This window comes from Niveibacterium sp. COAC-50, assembly GCF_013184235.1.
GTDB lineage: Bacteria > Pseudomonadota > Gammaproteobacteria > Burkholderiales > Rhodocyclaceae > Niveibacterium > Niveibacterium microcysteis.
Genome location: NZ_JABCJM010000001.1, coordinates 1645738 through 1664641 on the forward strand (window position 1 = coordinate 1645738; position 18904 = coordinate 1664641).

Genomic DNA, 18904 nt, shown 5'->3' on the forward strand with positions numbered 1-18904 from the left:
GTTGGAATGCAAGACCTGACCCCGCAAGAAATAGATGGCCGTGGCCCAGGCACGGCGGGCTTTCCGCGGCATGCGCCCCTTGCCCCGCAGGGGTCGCGCCGTAGGCTCGCGCAGGGACAGCGGTTGACCCATCGACAGCCGTGGTCGCGCGGCCGAAGCCGGCGCGAGGGCATGCCGCGGCGCGCAGGCGATCACTCAACCGGGCGGCAGCAACAGCACGTCAAATGTAAGGCTTGACCCCAGCGCCATATGACCCCGCGGTCCTCACGCCAACGGCCTGCTAGACATACCCCAAGACTTTTAGCAATACAGCCGCCGCTAGCAGAACTGCTCCGACAGACACCATTGCCACATATGCAACCTTCTCCCCGCGATTCATTCGTTCCCAAACTTCCTTGCTTGGGCCTGATGGCGCAACCATGAATTACCTCCGCCTCCCTATTTCTTTCCAGACATCATCTTGTCCATTGCGCCTCGCCAATCAAGCTGTGTCGCGTGGCTCCATGGAGAAATACCGCCTGTAAGCTCCCCTTTTGTCGCAATTCCGAGCTCTACCGCGGTCGCGCCACCGTAGGAGTGACCAATCGCTGCGTACAGATTCTTAGCCCAAGGAGTGGGAATAGAAATGTATGCGGAGTTCCCATCCCCCCCAAGGTAATCACTTGTGTCCTTAGGAACAGTCGCACCAAAGACCCAGCCAAATGCAATTGCCGAACCCGGGCGCCAACTATTTGCAGCACCGCGAGGATCTGCGAATGTCACTCCGCCGCTTAAGAAGGCCTCGTCGTTATGCAGGTTCAAAGCCACAGCACCAGATCCCGACAGTGCTCCAGTACTGTAAACAACGTAGTCAGCAAGCGGAGCATGTTGCATCCCAATGCGGTCCTCTCCCGTCCCGAATCCCGGATAGAAGGTGTGCTTTCCAAGATAGACGTCCGCATCGTTCGGGTTGCGGCTGAGCACCATCGCTTCCCGACGCGCGTCGCGCGCACCTTGCGCGGCATCCTGGCCCATCTGGCGATAGGTGTCGCCGGTGGAGATATCGCCTTTACCGTACGCCCAGGCGGCAGCATTGCCGAGCGTCTTGGCTTGCGACTCCAGCGTATCGGCCCGCGTCGTGTAATCGGCTGCAGACACGTAGTGAGAGTTTGTCGGAGCCGACGCGCCGGCTCCCGTGGGCGCATCCGATAGCGCGTGTTGAGCCGCGCGGGAGGCCGACTCAGCCGCAATCATCTGCCCGCCAACTCGCGCAGATGCGGCGCCGTCGAACTGTGTAGCTGGCGGAACCCAAAGCTCCTGCCCAACCTGAAGGTTGGTCGAATCCAGACTGTTGTAGCCCGTGATGGCGGCCATCTGGCGACTGTCGCCGTAGTACTTCTGCGCCAACCCGGTGACCGTGTCGCCCTCCTGCACGGTGATGCGCCGCGCGCCTTCGTACATCCCGGCCACACCCAGCGCTTCCTGGTTCGTCGCGGTGGGCGTCCAGCCCTCGGCGAAGGGGGCAATGTTGCTGGGTAGGCTGCTCTTCGTCGGCGCAGGGACGTCACCAGCATCAATCGGCTGCGCTGTTTGGGCCTCGTTCGGATTAAACCGACGGCTCTCGCGATCCAGATCCTGCTGAGCTTCTTCAGGCGAATACCCAACCGACGATAGCTGGTCAGTCGCCACATCGGCCATTGCGTTACCAAGCGTGCTTGTAAACAGGCTGCGCGAATCCACCCTGCCGCTACCGACCAGTTGGCTAATTACGGTGCCTCCCATACCTTGAAGCATCTTCGTACCAGCAGCGCCAAGCGTGTCCGCAAAACTGCTTCCCTGCAGGGCTCCACCAACGCTTGCTCCGGCTGCAGACCCCGCAGCGGACGCTGCGACGCTCCGCCAACTAAACTTGCCTTGCAGACCCTGTGTAATCGCACTCGACGCAGCTCCGCGCAACGCCTGGGCGCCTACGGCGCTCCAACTGAATTCGCCCACCTTTGAGGCCGCGTTCAAGGCCGTGCCGGCACCCCCCATCGCACTTGCGGCGGCGCCGACGCCCGCGGTGACCGCACTACCCAACGCAGAGAGCCCGACGGACTTCCAAGAGAACTTCTCTTGCATTCCGATCGCCATGCCTACGCCCTGCGACGCGATCGAACCAACCGCCCCACCTACCGCGGCGGCTGCCATGCCGGCCAGACCAGCGGAACCAGAAAGCGCGGCCATGCCGCCTGCCATGATTCCGCCTGCGGCAGCAGACGCGGCCGGCGCCAGAACCGCCAGCGCAGCCCCAGCCGTAAAGATTGTCGCGACGACGGCAACAACGATGATGAGGATCATCCCAATTCCACCGCACCCGCTGTCTTGCTTCGGTGGCGGCGGCATCGCTGGCAAGGTGGGATCGACCTTGCCCATTGCCTCGCCTGGGTTGTACACCCGGCGTGTATCGGCGTTGTGGTGGATGTTGGTGACCTTGTTGGGGATGCTCAGGACCTGGCCGGCGACGAGCTTTTCGTCGCCATTGAGGCCGTTGGCATCTGCAATGAGGTACCACATGCTGCCGTCGCCCCACAGGGCTTGGGCGATGCCTTGCAGGGTGTCACCCTGTTGGGTGGTGTAGCTGCTGCTGGCGCTGCCGGGGTAGCTGGCGCTGATGGGCTCGTAGTTCTGATCGAAGTCGGCCGCGTAAATGGGTTTGAAGTTGCGGTAGTCCTGCTCCTGGCTGGTGTTGGAGAGTTTGGCGACGGCCTGGGCGTAGTCTTCGCGCGAGGGGCCGTCGTTCGAGACGTCGCCCATGCGTGCGCCATTGAAGTAGAAGTACATGCGCCAGCGGGCGAGCTGGCTGTTGACCTGCTCGTCGCGCCGGAGAATGAGGCCCTGGGCGTCGGTTACGTATTTGAAGGTGCGGTTGCCCCATTTGTCTGCAATGGTTGCGCCGCTGGCGTGCCCGTTGATGTCGTAGCTGAAAGTGGATGTGCCCGGCGCCCAGCCCTGGGTGTTGGGGGCAACGCCGGATACGGTGATGGTCTTCTGTTTTGCGGCATCCCAGTATTCGTAGGTGTAGCTGGTGGTAATGGTGGCGCCGCTGCCGGTTTGGGTGGTCTGCTTGAGCGTGCCGTCGGCGAGGTAGCCGTAGTCCGTCGTGGTGGTAGTGCCGCTCTGCACGTCGACCGTTTTGGCCACCCGGTTTCCGGCGCCGCCCGTGCTGTAGGTGGTCGTTAGCACGTCGGCCTTGGTGATGCCGTCGGCCGCGTAGCGGACGTTTTCGAGTACACGCCCCGCGGCATCCGCCTTGCGGGTGTTGACGAGCTTGTCGTTGATCTTGACGGTTTCAAGGTAGCCGTCGGTTGTGTAGGTATAGGTTTCGGTGTGCGCGTCGGTGGAGTAGCCGGTAAAGCTCTCACCCGCCCCTGCACCGTATTGCGCCGATACGCGCTGGCTGAGTGCGTTGTAGCCGATTCGGATACCGCTGGCGCCTTGGGTAATGACGGTGCCCGCCGCGCCGCGAGCGCCCACGAGGGTGCCCTGGGTGATGGTGAAACGGTTGAGGCGGTCGTAGGTGTACCAGTTGTCCTGCACCTTGGTTTCGGTGCCGTTGCCGGTGTTGTATTCCGACCGGATGTGGCGCACGTTGCCCGCGGCATCGTATTCGTACTGGATGTCCGCTCGCGGATCTTTGACGCGGACGATGCGCCGCAAGCCGTCGTATTCGATCTGGGAGGTCTGGAATACGTCGGGCGCGTTACCGGCGGCGACAATGCTCTGGCGGCCTTCGTAAGTGCGGTTGCCGTCTTTGTCGTAGTCGTAGCGGGTTTCTACACGCAAGGTGTTATCGCGGATCGTGGCGATATAGCCGTTGGTGTAGTAGGTGTAGTCGATGTTCTGGCCGGCAGTGCTAGTTTGCTTGGTGAGCCAGCCGGCGCCGTTGTACGACATGGCGTAGTCGTGCCCGCCTTGATCGCGGCGCCATGAGGCGTGGCCAAAGTAGTCGACGTTGTCGTAAGTGGTTTTGGCATCCGCGGTGCCAGCACCAGTGGTTACGACTTTCTGGTAGCCACCGACGCGTTTATTGCTAACGCCCGTGATGTCTTTGCTGTAGCCGTAGGTGGTTGTCGTGATGGTGTTGTCGGCGTCGATGGTCTTGCTGACGCGCCCGGCATCGTCGAAGTACGTACGGTTGCGCGCACCCACGGCGTTGGTGTGGGCCACCTGGTGGCCCAGCTCGTCGTATTCAAATGTCTCGGTCGGTGCTGCGGCGAGCGCGCTGAGCGAGCCGGCTGCCCGTTGCGGCCGCGTGAGGCGTGTGAGTTGCCCGGCTGCGTTGTAGTCGTAGTACGTGAATGCGCGTGCTTCGTCTTGCAGACTGCGTTGCTGGCCGAATTCGTCGTATTGATAATCTTTCGAGTAACCGTCGGCGTCGCGTTGCCACGCCTGCAGGGACTGCCCTTCGGTATCGACGCCGGCGTAGTAGCCGTAGGTGGTGGCGTTGCCATTGGCGTCTGTCTTCTTGAGCAGTTTGCCACCAAGGCTATAGAGGTAGCCGGTGGTTGGCGATGCAAGCGACTGCGCACCGTTTTCAGCCGTGACGGTGACTTGCGGATCGCGCTTTTCGATCAAAAGACCGAGGGTGTTGTACTTGAGGGTGTTGCCGTAGTCGCGGCCATCGTATTCGGCCTTGATCTGCCCGAATGCGTTGTATTCCACCCGACGCGCGATGGTGATGTTGCTGGAGGTGGTGTTGAGCGTCCAGCGCACTTCGCTGACACCTTGTGGGGTGCCATCTCCGAGATTGAAGGTGCCGGTACGCCGGGTGATGCGATTGCCGGCTGCATCGAAGAGGTCGTAGAAGTACTCGAAGGTTTGCGAGCCCGAACTGGGGCGAATGGCTGATGCATCCCAGACGACCTTGCCACCGCTGAGCGTAAGGCCGGACACCTGGGTGAACGGGCGCGTAGCGCTGGTGCCAAGATCGGCATCCACCGCCGTCGCGGCGCTATCGTCGCTGGGCTTGACGCGGTAGTACAACTGCATGGAGGCCGCGCCGGTGTCGGGTGGCGTAAACTCAACTTTGGTGGGCGAGCGTGTGGAGACGGGATCGCCAGGGACGTTGGCATTCGCGCCAAGATAGATCTGCCCCGAAGCCTGGTTTACGACCAACCCGCCAGCATCACGTGCGGTGATGGTGTACTTGTAGAGATAGGTGCTGAGGCTATCGGGCACCAGGCCGGAGGCATCCCAAACAAAGGTATTGGCTTCGGCGCCCGATTTGCTCGCGGAAATGCTGCCGGTATAGCCGGTGAACAGTGTTTTGCCGTCGTTGGGGTTAACAGCTTCGTAGGCGACAGTAAGCGTCGTCGCCGTTACTGGCTGATTGCGGAAGGAGACCGTTGAGGGTTGGCTGGCGAACGGGGCGTAGCTGGTTACTTGCGGCGCGCCGCCAAGCACAACGTGGCCTGCCACGCGGTTAGTGATGTTGCCGGCTGCGTCCTTGGCGGTGAAGTCGAAATCGTACTCGCCAGAGTAACCGCCCCAGTAGTAATTGAACCAACCCGGGACACCACCCTGCTGCACGAGGCGGGTTCCGGTGGGATCTGCGTCGAACCAGTTCGATGCCCCCTTAGCGCGCAGCCGAAGGGTTGCGGTGGTGGTGCTGATGGAGCTGGCGTTGCCACGACCTTGGTCAATGAAGCTTAGCTGGTTGCCGGCGCGGAACAAGGTGTATCCGTCGCCGCCGAGCTTGGACTGAGTGCCATCAATCGAGAAGTTGCCGCCGCTGGCGCTATTGAACAGTGTTCCGCCTTGATGCGAGCATATGACCGACTGCCCGTAGCCAGACGGCTTCATGGCGAAGTACTGGAATTCGTACGTCACCCCATTCGACAGACCAAGCGAGGCTGGTTCGAAAGCGTAGTAGGGTGCGGCAACGCTTTGCGATCCATTGCTATGGACGTACTGGCTCAACGATGCGACGGTGAACTCACTATTAGAGCCCGCCACGCGATATGCGAAGTTGACGCCGGAGACGCCAGTCTCGAGCCCCTTGATCAGGTAGACCTGATTGATCGCATCGGTTGTGAGCGTTGCCGCCGCGGTACTTGCAGTAGATGAGGTCGGCGTTCCAAAAGATGTCGGCCGGGTTGTACCGATCGTCGAGAACGTTCCGGAGCCCACTGCCACACGCCGTTCGACGCCCTTGATGTTTAGGTAGAGCGAGGCGGTGTAGCGCGTAAGTGGCTGGCCAAGCGCAACGCTGATCGTACTGCTTGGCGCGTTGCCGTAGCCCACCGTCTGGAAGGTAGTACCGTCGTCACGAACGCCGTCAATAACAAGGCGGAAGTCGTTATAGACGTCAGTGCCATCCGCCAGGTTGGCAACGCCGGGCGGAAGGTTGAAGGTCATTGAATCAGCGACAAACCGAACGTAGGTGTACGACGGATGCGAAGTCGCCACCTGGTCGGTCCACGTGTATGTTTGCGTCCTACCCGATACGCTGCCACTGAGCGTGTTGCCGGCCGACTGCCCGGCAACCGAGGTCGCACCAGTGGCAGCGGTGGCAGCGGAGGGCTTACTGCTCGTCGAGCCTGAAATCGATCCGGCGACGGTGGCGGCGCCGTGGGTAATTGACGCTGTGCCGCTTGCGACGCTCATCATGCCCGACGCGGTGTTCACCGTAGCCCCGGCACCATTCTTGGCAACGTAGGTATAGGTGTAATCGCCGGCCGCCCAGCCGGAATAATCCAGAACGAACCAACCTGGCACGGCATGGCCACCCTGGACCATTTGCGTTGCGGTGTAGTTCGAGACGGCACCACCAGCATTGGTGACGGCGACCGAGACGGAAGTTGTGTCGGCGGGCTGACCGGCGATCTGGAACTGCCTGATTGTGCTGGCGTTCAGATTGCAGACAACGGAAGTTGCTTTATCGGGCGGCGGCGCGGCCCCAAGTACCGAGAAGCTGCCAAACCCGGAATGCGTGCCGCTGCCGGTTGCTACGAGCGCACGCGCAGAGCCATCCACCCACTTGTAAACGTTGATGGTGTAACTGCCGGAGACGTTTCTCGCCAGCGCGATCGAGGCGTTGTTTGCACTGGCGATGACGTTGACTTCAGCACTTCCGGCTGCGTCGGTATACACAACCTGATAGTTGCCGTCACCGTACCAACCGAGGTTCGGCAAATTGACGGAGATGTTGTTGACGTAGAGGCTGTAGTCGCCGGAGGCGGTTGCTAACGAACCGGCGGTGACAGACTTGACGACGCCGACGAGCTTACCGTTGAAAGTGCTGCTAACGACCGTGCCTGCAGCGATGCTGGTTGCGTGGACATGGCCGGCCGGCGGCGTAGCCGACACAACGGGCAGCGTATTTGACCGGACAACACCAACCGTGCCACCGACGTAGTAGGCGCCACCATTGACCGCGCTCGCTGCGTTACTAATGGCCGCCGCGGCTTCAACCGCGGTGAACGTCGGCTGAATGGTCTTGATCGCGAGGTTGCGTTTGTCATAAACGCTGATCGTCTTTGCCGTGTCTGCTGCGTTGTAACCGTCGCTGACGCTTAGGCTGGAGATGTCGGCACCGGTAGATGCGATGCTCAGCGTGGCATTGCCGTTTGCGTCGTAGACGTACAGGCGAGTGACGCCGTCACCGGAGTTGCTCTTGCTTACACGGCCAAGTACGTCGTACTCGCTGGTTTCCTGCCAGTCAGCATCCAACCCACCTTGGCCGATGCGTTTACCGGTGATCTCGCCGAAGGCGTTGTAGCGCACTTCGTTTGCTTCACCGTACACCCAGACCGGGCTACCCGCCGGATCGCTCGAAGGATGTGACTGCGTGCGGCGCCAGACTTCACGCCCCGCGCGATCGTACTGAATCGACAACGCTTGGACGCGATAGACGCCGTCAGCGTCCTTGACCTGGCTCTCTTGCCAAGTAAGGTTGCCCGCTGCGTCGTAGTAGTACTTCGTTGCGGACAACGGGCGCGCAATCTGGGCTAGTTGCCCCGCCTTGTTATAGCTGTATGCCGTAACGCGATCGCCTGCGGCGGTAAGGTCGTCGCGATCGAGTTGCGTTTCGCGTGCGACCAAACCGATGCCGTTGTAATCCGTGGATGTGCGTTTGGTAACCGTAGCGCTGCCCGTTCCAACGTAGCTCCCGACGGTTTCGAGCACCTTGCGGCCCAACTTGTCGTACACGTACGAAGCCACGGTGCCGTCGGCATCGGTTCGCGCGGTGATGTTGCCGAGCGCGTCATAGCTTGTATAGGTAACTGCGGCGCCGGTTTGCTGCGCGTAGTCCCTGGTTCCGGCTGTGAGCTGCCCGTAAGCCACGTTCAGCACGCGCGTTTCAACAACGCGCCCGAGCTTGTCGAGAATCGAAACCGTCGTTCGGTCGTCGGCCGCATTCGCGGTGGGAACCAACGTGGCCGGGTTTGAGTCCCGCGAGACGCTAAGGCTTAGCGGGTTGGCGTAGCGCGTTTCCGTAACGCTGTTCGGTGCGTATGTCCATGCCGTGACGTAATTTTCTGCGTCAACGCTGAGGATCTTGCGGCCAGCGGCATCGTAGAAGTGGTAGGTGGAATTGCCACGCGCATCAATCTCTTGTGTGACGTTGCCTGCTGCGTCGTAGTACTTCCGGGCAACAACGTCGCCAACGTAGACACCGTAGACGCCGTTGGTTTGGTTTAGCTCGCCCAACAACACCGACTTCACGGTCTGGCTGATCTGGCGACCCAGTCCGTCGAACGCAAAGCGGGTTTCGCGGACGTTGCTTGCGTTGGCCGGGACGGGCGCAGCCCCACCCGCAGTAGCCGGCATCGCCACCAAATCACCATATGTGCGGGTAATAATTGCATTGCCGGCGGCGTCGTAGGCCCACGTTTGAAGACTTCCGGTCGACGAGGTGACTTCCGTTACCTGCGCTGTCCTGCGGTTGGCCGTATCGTAGTAACTCAACGTGCGCGCGCCGTTGGCATTGATGCTCTCGATCACATTGCCGAATGCGTCGTACTTCGTCGATTGGGTCGGCGCTATAGACTGTGTGCTACCAGTACCCGTGACAACGGTGATAGTTTCGCCAGTCTTGGTGATTTGCCGGCCAAGCCTGTCAAACTCGTTACGTGTTACGCGCTGTTCCGCCAGCCCTTCCGCCTCGATGGACTGAACGCGGTTGCCGTTGGCATCGTAGACATAACGGTTGCGCACCAGTCCGCTCAACGTCACGTTGTCGACGGCCGTTATGTAAGTCGGATTGCCAGGGTTGCTGATGGTGTAGGCACTCGCAGTGACGCTTGCCCAATCTGCGTAATCGCGTCGGTCAACGACGCCCTCGGCGCGGCTCAGCCCCTTCTCATATACGTAGAGCGTCGAGCCCGACTTGTCGACCTCAACCTCAACGACATATGTCGTGCCTGGTTTGAACGTCCCGATCGTGGCTGCGCGGTAGGTCGAAGGGCCTTCCATCCAGCTCACCGCAATTGAGTTGCCGGTGAAGAAAGCCATATGGCGACGGTTTTCCACGCCGCCCGGCATGGAACGCGCACCGAACAAGGCGTTGTACACGCCGCTCGCATCGACCGGCGGCGTGATCTCGCCATAGAGCCGAGCTGGGACAGCCCACGCACTCTTTGTCGCTACACCGGCCGTTCCGGCAGTTGTCACACTTGTTTGAGCCAGAAGCAGCTTGTTATCACCGCCGACGGCCGACGCAGTTGCCGAACTTGCACCGGTGTTCCATACGGACCAGTTGCTCAGTGAATCAAAGCGCTCGGTCATCACCGCTTGAGCACTAGTGGGCAGCGTCTCCGAAACCATATGACCAAGGCGGTCATAGCTAAAGTAGGCGGTGCCGCCTAGCTTGTTGGTGACAACTCGTTTATTGCCGAAAGCATCCAGAACGAAGGATTCACTCTGGTTACCCGCATCGGTGTCACCGACAACCCTGTCGAGTTTGTCGTAGGCGGTGCTATTGGCCGCCTTGTTGGCGGCCACCTCAATTAGGTAGGCGCCACTCGCAGGAGCGGCTGAACCCGCAGCGAGTACAGCAACAGGCGCGCTACCTAGCGTGCCTTGCACCGGATTATCGTATTGGGTTGTTTGGGTAAGGTTTCCGAAGGCATCGTAGCTAAAGACCGTAAGCTTGCGCGCCGCGTCGACCTTCTGAATGACGCGCCCAAGTTTGTCGTAGTAGCTATAGCCAACGTTGTCGTTTGCACTCTGCGTAACACGTGGCTTCCATTCGCTGGGGCCTGTCGCGTCAAGTGCGATCTCTTCGAACTGGGCTCGGGTGGCAAACAGGTACGAATCGCTCTGCCCGGCTTGGGTGTTCAGTTTGCGCAGCGTGACCTGAGCGCGCACAGCGCCAACCGGTGCCGTTTCGGTTACCGAAACCCGTTTGTACCCGGAAAGGGCAGAACCACCGTATTGGTCCGTCGCCGTAGCGGTCGCGTCGAAACCGGAGACCTTCAGCCAATTTCCGGCGGCATCAATCCAGGCTACATAAGCGACGACGGATGTGCGGTGTGCTGCAACGTACGCAGAAAAGGCGTATTTGCGGCCTGCTTGAACGGATACGACCTGCGACGTGTCGGTATAGGGGTCGGAGTACCCCGAAACACCGACCTGTTGAATGTAGACGGTCTGCTCTCCGTAAGGGGCATCGGCTACTTTCCAGTCGGGGCTCAGATTGGCTCCCCGGTTGATCGTGCCGGTGCTGCTGGCTGTCACTGATGAACTGCTCGTCCAGCCGGTCGGGACACCGCTGGTATCAACGTTCGCAAACTCGGGGTTTTGCAACAAGTTCGCCGCCAGCCCGAGGTTGCTGCCCGTCTTCGGCGCCTGCGCAGCGTTGCCCGCCCCCACCTTGTTGGCGTAACGGCGTTCGCCGATGCGGTCGCCGGTGGCGTTGTAGGTGTATTCGGTGAAGTAACCTTCGGCGTCGATTTGTCCGGTTAGGCGCCCGGCCGCGTCGTAGCCAAACCGCGTTGTGGCATCCCGCCCTTGGACACTGGCCAAGGCGCGCAGATCGTTCAGGCTGCTGGCGCTAAGGTACGCCCGTTGCGCTGGATCGCCGTAGGTCGTCGTCCAGTTATCGATGTAGCTGTTGTTGGTTGTCGCGCCAGGGCCCACAGAGGTGTTCGCGTAGGCCTTCGCAGCGGTCCAGAGCGCGTTCGTGAAGGTGCCGCTATACCCGCTGCTGCGTTCTGTCCCCTTTTCGTAGACGTAGGTCGTTGCTACGCCATTACGGATTTCCTGCTCAATGACATAGGTGGTGTTGTCCTTCACCGCGCCCAATGTCGTGACAGTCGAGTTCCCGGCTTCAGTTTTCTGAAGGTTGACCTTGCCGTCGGAACCGAAGTTCACTGCAGTCAGTACCCAACCTGCGGCGCCCCACGGCCCATTGTTGTGGACCGCTACACATAGAGACCTACCAGCGCTTCCGGTCAGGGTAACTTCCCGTCGGTATGCCACTGCATGATTGGCGTCAACGGCATAGACCTGTGGATTGTCGATGAGTGGCCATCCCACTTGGGTATAGGGGCCCGCCTGCAATTGGACTCGCCCCCCTATCCACGCGGCGTTCGCATCCGGCCCACTGTTTCCGCTCAGACTGAAGCCGGCAGTGTTGGCGTTGAAATCCTGCAGCGTGCGCTGATCGCCAATCGGTAGCGGATTGGTATAGCGCGTGCTGCTTGTAACCCGCCCAAGCTGGTCGAACTTGTACTCTGTCAGATACCCTGCGGCATCGACGTCTGCAATCTTCCGACCAGCGGCGTCGTAGGCCGCGCTTTTGATTTCATCCGCAGTGCTCTGGGCGACACGTGGCTTCCATTCAGAAGGGCCTGTCGCGTCAAGTGCGATCTCTTCGAACTGGGCTCGGGTGGCAAACAGGTACGAATCGCTCTGCCCGGCTTGGGTGTTCAGTTTGCGCAGCGTGACCTGAGCGCGCACAGCGCCAACCGGTGCCGTTTCGGTTACCGAAACCCGTTTGTACCCGGAAAGGGCAGAACCACCGTATTGGTCCGTCGCCGTAGCGGTCGCGTCGAAACCGGAGACCTTCAGCCAATTTCCGGCGGCATCAATCCAGGCTACATAAGCGACGACGGATGTGCGGTGTGCTGCAACGTACGCAGAAAAGGCGTATTTGCGGCCTGCTTGAACGGATACGACCTGCGACGTGTCGGTATAGGGGTCGGAGTACCCCGAAACACCGACCTGTTGAATGTAGACGGTCTGCTCTCCGTAAGGGGCATCGGCTACTTTCCAGTCGGGGCTCAGATTGGCTCCCCGGTTGATCGTGCCGGTGCTGCTGGCTGTCACTGATGAACTGCTCGTCCAGCCGGTCGGGACACCGCTGGTATCAACGTTCGCAAACTCGGGGTTTTGCAACAAGTTCGCCGCCAGCCCGAGGTTGCTGCCCGTCTTCGGCGCCTGCGCAGCGTTGCCCGCCCCCACCTTGTTGGCGTAACGGCGTTCGCCGATGCGGTCGCCGGTGGCGTTGTAGGTGTATTCGGTGAAGTAACCTTCGGCGTCGATTTGTCCGGTTAGGCGCCCGGCCGCGTCGTAGCCAAACCGCGTTGTGGCATCCCGCCCTTGGACACTGGCCAAGGCGCGCAGATCGTTCAGGCTGCTGGCGCTAAGGTACGCCCGTTGCGCTGGATCGCCGTAGGTCGTCGTCCAGTTATCGATGTAGCTGTTGTTGGTTGTCGCGCCAGGGCCCACAGAGGTGTTCGCGTAGGCCTTCGCAGCGGTCCAGAGCGCGTTCGTGAAGGTGCCGCTATACCCGCTGCTGCGTTCTGTCCCCTTTTCGTAGACGTAGGTCGTTGCTACGCCATTACGGATTTCCTGCTCAATGACATAGGTGGTGTTGTCCTTCACCGCGCCCAGTTGAGTGAAGGACGAGGTCCCGGCCTCGGTGTTTTGAAGCACCACCTTTCCATCGGAGCCAAAGCTGACTAGGGTTTGCACCCAACCCGACGCACCCCAAGGACCATTGTTCTGTACCGCGACATTAATCGCTCGCCCCGCTGTACCAGTAAGGGTCAGTTCGCGTCGGTAGCTGACTGCTTGCTTGGCATTCACCGCATAGACGGTGTTGTCTTCGATGATCGGCCACCCAGTTTGGGTGTACGGGCCCGCTTGCAGCTGCACGCGCCCCCCAACCACTGCGACGTTCGCGTCTGGACCACTATTGCCACGCAAGGTGTAGCCAGTGGTATTGGTGTTGAAATCCTGCAGCGTGCGCTGGCCACCGATTGGCAGCGGATTCGCACGACGAGTCTTGCTTGTTACGCGCCCCAGGGCGTCATATGCATAGTCGGTGACGTAGCCCTCAGCATCGACGTTCGCTACGAGACGCCCGGCGGCGTCATAGGCAGAGTTGGTTGATTGATCCGCAGCACAGGGTGACACGAGCGCCTGCAGCGCGGACAAGTTGCTCGTCGTGCGCGCATCACGCAATGCCTGATGACTTTCAGTGACAGCAAGGTTGTCAAGGTAGGTCGTGTTGTCGGCCACGCCTGGGCCGTTGCTGGTGGCAGAGTAAAATCGGGCAGAAGTCCACAGCGCTGAGTTACACGTATAGCTGTAACCCGCAGCGCGACTTTGTCCCTTTGCGTAAACGTAGAACGTGGCGGAACCCGCACGGACCTCTTGTTCGACGACATAGGTGGCTCCGTCAACGAGATCCGCTAGGCGCTGGCGGCTATAGACCCCATCGACGCGTTGCGAGCCGTAAAGTCCGTCGGGGCGGAACTCTACATAGGCGCCACTCCAGCCAGCACCACCCCAGTTAGCGCCCTGGTTGAATACGGCGAGGTCCAGAAATCTGCCCGAGGCGCCGGTCAGCGTGACTTCGGTGCGATAGCTGACCATGTGTGCGCTATCGAGCGCGTGGCCGTTGTTTTCCCATAGACCAGGGAACCCGGCTGTGCTGTTTGGGCCCGCTTGGAGCTTGAGGCGGCCGGAATCGAGGGTGACGCCAGTGGTTGAACCACCGTTGACGTTGAGCGCGAAGTTGGTGGGTGTTTGGCTGAAGCGTTCAACAACCGTGCGTTCAGCGGCGGACACCGGGGTGGCGTAGCGCGTTGTTCCGATGACGTTGCCACCAGCGTCGTAGTCACGCCGCGTGACATAGCCCAGCGGATCAATGTCGTAGGCCGGCCGATTGGCTGCGTCATACACGGTGTAGCTAGTGCGATCAGCCGCATCCGGAACAAGCAGTGCAGCCAGGTCTGAAGCTGTTGTCCATGGGGACGTTACGGCATTCGCATAGCGCGTAACTTGGGTAACGTTGCCATTGCCGTCGAAGACGCGTGCTGTAACTTCACCCGATGCATCGACCGAGTAGACCGCCCGACCATCGCTGTCGTAGGCGGTACGGCTAACTTGGTCTGCCTTGTCGTAAAGGGATACCTTGCTGAAGAACGCAACACTGTTCGCATAGCCGGGCAAAGTGCCCGATTTCTCGACCACGACTTGAGCGCGTGTCGCCCCGGCTGGCGCGGTTCCGCTGACTCTTACCAAGTCGTACTGGTCAATCTCCTTGCCATTTGTACGATTGTTGCTGTCGCCTGCAGTGGCGGAATCGATGCGAAGCACCCCACCGTTCGCATCGATCCAAAGTATTTGCAGCGCCGTATTCGCGCGACGTGACGCGATCAACGCACTGGCTTCATAACTCCGGCCTGGAGTAACCGTAACCCATTGGTTGGAACGCCAAGACATCCTGCCCGCGACATCGGCGTTCTGTTGGCGCAGGTACAGACTGTGGTCGCCACGAAGCGTCCAGTCGGGATGTTCGTCTATCCCCTTCAGGCCCTGGGTCGCATCAAGATTGCTTTCGCAGTACCAATTCGCAAGCGACGCATACAACTCGCCAGTATGCGGCACCAATGCGTCTCCGGCTTTGGCGGGAGCCGACCAGCTTTGGGATGAAATAGAGCGTGACAGCACGCGGCCGTCCGCATCATAAGTCGATTGGGTCAGCGTCCCAACGGGGTCTAGCTGAGCAATCAAGCGGCCTGCATCGTCGTAATAGAAGTACGTCTTTGCCCCGGCTGCATCGGTCTTGAGAACGACATTCCCCGCCTTGTCATACTCATAGCGCGTCCGCAAGGCCAAACCGGTCGGGTCAACCACCTCTTGCGTGCGTCGCCCAAGCGTGTCGTAAACGTACTGGGTCTGCCGGGCGCCAGCGGTACCAGCTCCTTCAACGACCGAAAGCGTTTTGCCGTCTGCGTCGTAGGTGTATTCGGTGCGTAGCGTCATGCCATTGGCGTCACGCACGACGGCAGTCAGCTGACCAGCCTTGTTGTATTCGTTGCGCGTAACCGCGCCCATTGGGTCGGTTACGGTGAGGCTGCGGCCCTGACCATCGTAGCTATATCGGGTGGTCAGGTTGAGGCCGTTCGGGTCAACTTGGCGCGCGATCTGGCGATTTGCAGCGTCGTAGGTGTACCGAGTCACCGTGCCGTTGCGATCAGATGCTTCCGCAATGTTGCCCAACACGTCGTAGGTGTTGGAGGTCTTGTTGCCGAGCGGGTCGCTAACGCTGAGCAACTGACCCTTTTTGTCGTATTCGTATACGGTCGCTTTGCCATTCCCGTCAGTGACGCGCACGCTTTGTCCAAAGCGGTTGAACTCGGTCACCGTCGTAATGCCAAGACCAGTCTTGTGCGTCAGCCGCCGGTTGGCAGTGTCGTGAATGTAAGTGTCAACATTGCCTGACGCATCAGTCTGAGTAAGAACTCGATCAAACGCATCGTAAGTGCTTGTGCGAGCGGCATTTGCCGGATCGGTAACGACTACGGTACGGCCGAGCTTGTCGTACCCGGTCGTCGTGGTTTTACCACGCGGATCTGTCGTCGCAACGGCTCGGCCGAAAGCGTCATACGCGGTGACCGTCATCGCATTGATCGCCGCCGAATCCCGTGTGACAGTCGTAACGAGTCCTCGGCGGTCATATCCGGTCACGGTTGTCAGCGTCCGTGTCGCCTCAAGCACTACGACCGAGGATGCGACTTGCCCAAAGGCGTTGTAGGTCCAGTTGGAGGCGTTGCCGAGCGCATCGGTGCGCTTCTTCAGCAAACCTGAAGCGAAGTATTCGAGGGTATCGCGCCGGTCGAGGGAGTCGTTCTCCAGCGCAGCCACGGTGGTGTCCAGGCTTGCCGTCGCAAGCCCGCCGTTGAGCGTGGCGAGCGTTGCGGACGCGATCCGCGCCGAATATGTGCGCGTGCCGCGCACCTGGCCGAGCGCGTCATAGCTGTTGCGCGCGACTTCGCCGAGCGCGTTGATCGTGTAGACGAGCCGCCCGGCTGCGTCGTAGTAGAACCGTGTTTTGTTGCCGCGCCCATCGGTGGTGCTGATGCGCCGGCCGGCCGCATCGTAGGCATGACGCAGCGCATGCAGGTTGGCGATCGCGTCGCGCTGCGTGGCGGTCAACGAGGCGAGCGCTGCGGGGTAGCCAAGGTCCTGACGCTTCTGGCGCGCGAGCGCGTCGTCTGATTCAAGCAGGTACTGGCCGATCGCGTCAATGTCCCGAATCTCGCGGCCCACGCCGTCGAATTCGCTCACACTGCTGCGCCTCGCTGCGGCATCGTTGTCGGCGACGTCGCGGCGCAGGAGTTGCCCGGCGACGTTGTACGTGTAGCGCGTGACGGTTCCGTCGGGCGCAGTCTCGGTTTCGAGTTCGCCGCGTTCGGTGTACGTGTAGCGGTGTGTCTGTACTTCGACACCCGTCGAGCGCAATGCGGCGAGCGTGAGGGTACTCGCTGCGAGGTAGCTCACGACCCCACCCGACTCGCTGACCGTGCTCACGACCGACTTGTTGTAGCGCTGCTTTGCCTGAACACGGCCGTCGGCGTCATAGACGGTTTCGGTGAAGAAGCCGGCCGCATCGACCGCGCCCACCACGCGCCCCAAACCATCGTAGAGCGTGAGCGTGCGCTCGTCGTCCTTGTGCTTGGCGGGACTCAATACGGCGAGTGTGCCGCTGGTGCGCGCCGCGATGGGCGTCGGCGTGAAGTGCCGCGTCTGCGCCACCAGTCGTCCGGCCGCGTCGTACTCGTTCTCGGTGAGATAGCCCTCGGCATCGAGCAAGCCCTCGACGAGGCCGTCAGCCGAATACAGCGTGCGCGTGCGGCGGTCGTCCGCCTGGGCAGTCATGTTCAGACTGGCGAAACTTGGCAGCGCGGTGCTCGCAGCGCGCGTCACGGTCTTGGTGGTCGCGTAACGTACCGTGCCGACTGCGCGCCCCGCTCCGTCGTACTGCGTTTCGGTGACGCGGCCGTCAGCGTCCTGCTCGCCGATCAACATGCCACCAGCATCGCGCCACCAAGTCGTGACGCGGTCGGCTGCGTCGTTGCCAGGGCGAATGCTGCCCACTGCCGGGTACCGCGGCGCACCGTCGGCATCTCTAAGCAGAGCCAACTTGGCCGCGTCCAGGGCCTGCGCATAACGCACTTCCTGCACCGCGAAGCCTGCCGCGTCGCGGACGGTTTCCACCAGGGCGCCGGCCGGATCGACACGGGCCAGTTCGCGTCCCGCGGCGTCGTACAGGTAGTACGTCGACAGTCCGCTCGGATCCTGCACGCGGGAGAGCCGGCCGAGAGAATCGTAGGTATAGGTGGTCGTGGCGACCGCCGTTACGGCGGCCCCCGGCGCGTTGCTCGCAGCGATGCCCAGAACCGACGTGAGCAGATGCCCCTGCGCATCGAAGGTCGACACGCGTGCCGTGCGATCCGCCGTCACCACCGTCGTGCGGCGACCCGCGTCGTCGTAGCTTGTGGTGGTGAGGTTGCCCAGCGCGTCGCGCTCAGTCAATACACGCCCGAGCCCGTCATATGTGCGAACGAGCCCCTGGCCTCCGGCGTCCAGCGTCTGCAACAGGCGCCCCGAGGGGTCGTAAACGTAGCGCGTAACCGTCTGCTTGCCGTCGGCCAACCCCGCGCCGCTGGAGTCCGCTGCCGCCCACGCGGTGACCGTGTCGAGCTGGCCGCGCAGCGCATCGTAGGCATAATCGGTACGCTGAACCTTCGACTTGTCGGCGAGTCCAGCGACCCAACTCGCCAGCGCAGACAGCGTAGCGGTGCCTGAAAAACAGTCCGCCGTGTAGGCGTGCGCACTGATGCGCTGCCCCTGCGCGTTGTAGCGGTACTCGGTGACACGACCTTGTTCGCTGACCGAGAAGCGCAAGTGCCGCACCGAGTCGTAGATGAAACGCGTTGTCGCGGCACCGCCTGGCTGGCCTGCGCCGGAAGCCCCGTCGGGGTCTGCGACGCTGTAGACCGTACGCGACGCGAGGTTGCCGGCGACGTCCCAGCTCTGCTGGATCACCCGCCCGGCCGCATCCGTGCTGCGGGTCATCCGTCCGTCGGCCCACGCGTAGGTCGTCACCTCGCCGCGCGGGTTGGTCGCAGTCGAGAGGTTGCCCTGCGCGTCATACGCGTAGCGCTGGGTCTCCCCGTCGAGCATCGCGCCGACCACTGAAGTCAGGCGTCCGGCCGTGTCGCAGGCGAGCATAGTCGTCTGGCCGGCAGCATCGGTGATCGTGGTGGTCCGAGCAGTCGTATCGTAGGCGAACTGAGTCACGCGACCGGCTTCGTCGGTCAGCGTGCCGACACGCCAGTCGGCGCCGACCTGCACGTAGCCGATGGTCAGCGCTGCGCCATCGCTCTGCAGCACCGTGCGCACCCGCGTGCTGGTGCCGTCGTAGCCGTAGGTAACTGTGTAGACCTTGCCATCGGCGATACTAGCGTCGTCGGGAGATAGGTCGGTCGTAACGGTCGAAAGCCGCCCCTGCGCGTCATAGCCGTAGCGAGTTGTCACACGCGTATGCATGGACGCGCCGTCCGACCACGTGGTGCGCACCGCCGCGAGCTGCTTGCCTGCGCCCCAATCGAGGTAGACGATGTCGCGCGCGGCCGCCTGT

The 18904-nt window shown here is 61.5% G+C and carries 1 protein-coding gene; it reads right to left on the reverse strand.

What is annotated here, in order from left to right:
• Nucleotides 1-438: 438 nt before the first annotated feature.
• On the reverse strand, nucleotides 439-18618 hold the full coding sequence (locus HH302_RS07360) for a polymorphic toxin type 22 domain-containing protein (RefSeq protein ID WP_172200523.1): 18180 nt from the start codon (nucleotides 18616-18618) through the stop codon (nucleotides 439-441).
• Between the last annotated feature and the right edge of the window lie 286 nt (nucleotides 18619-18904).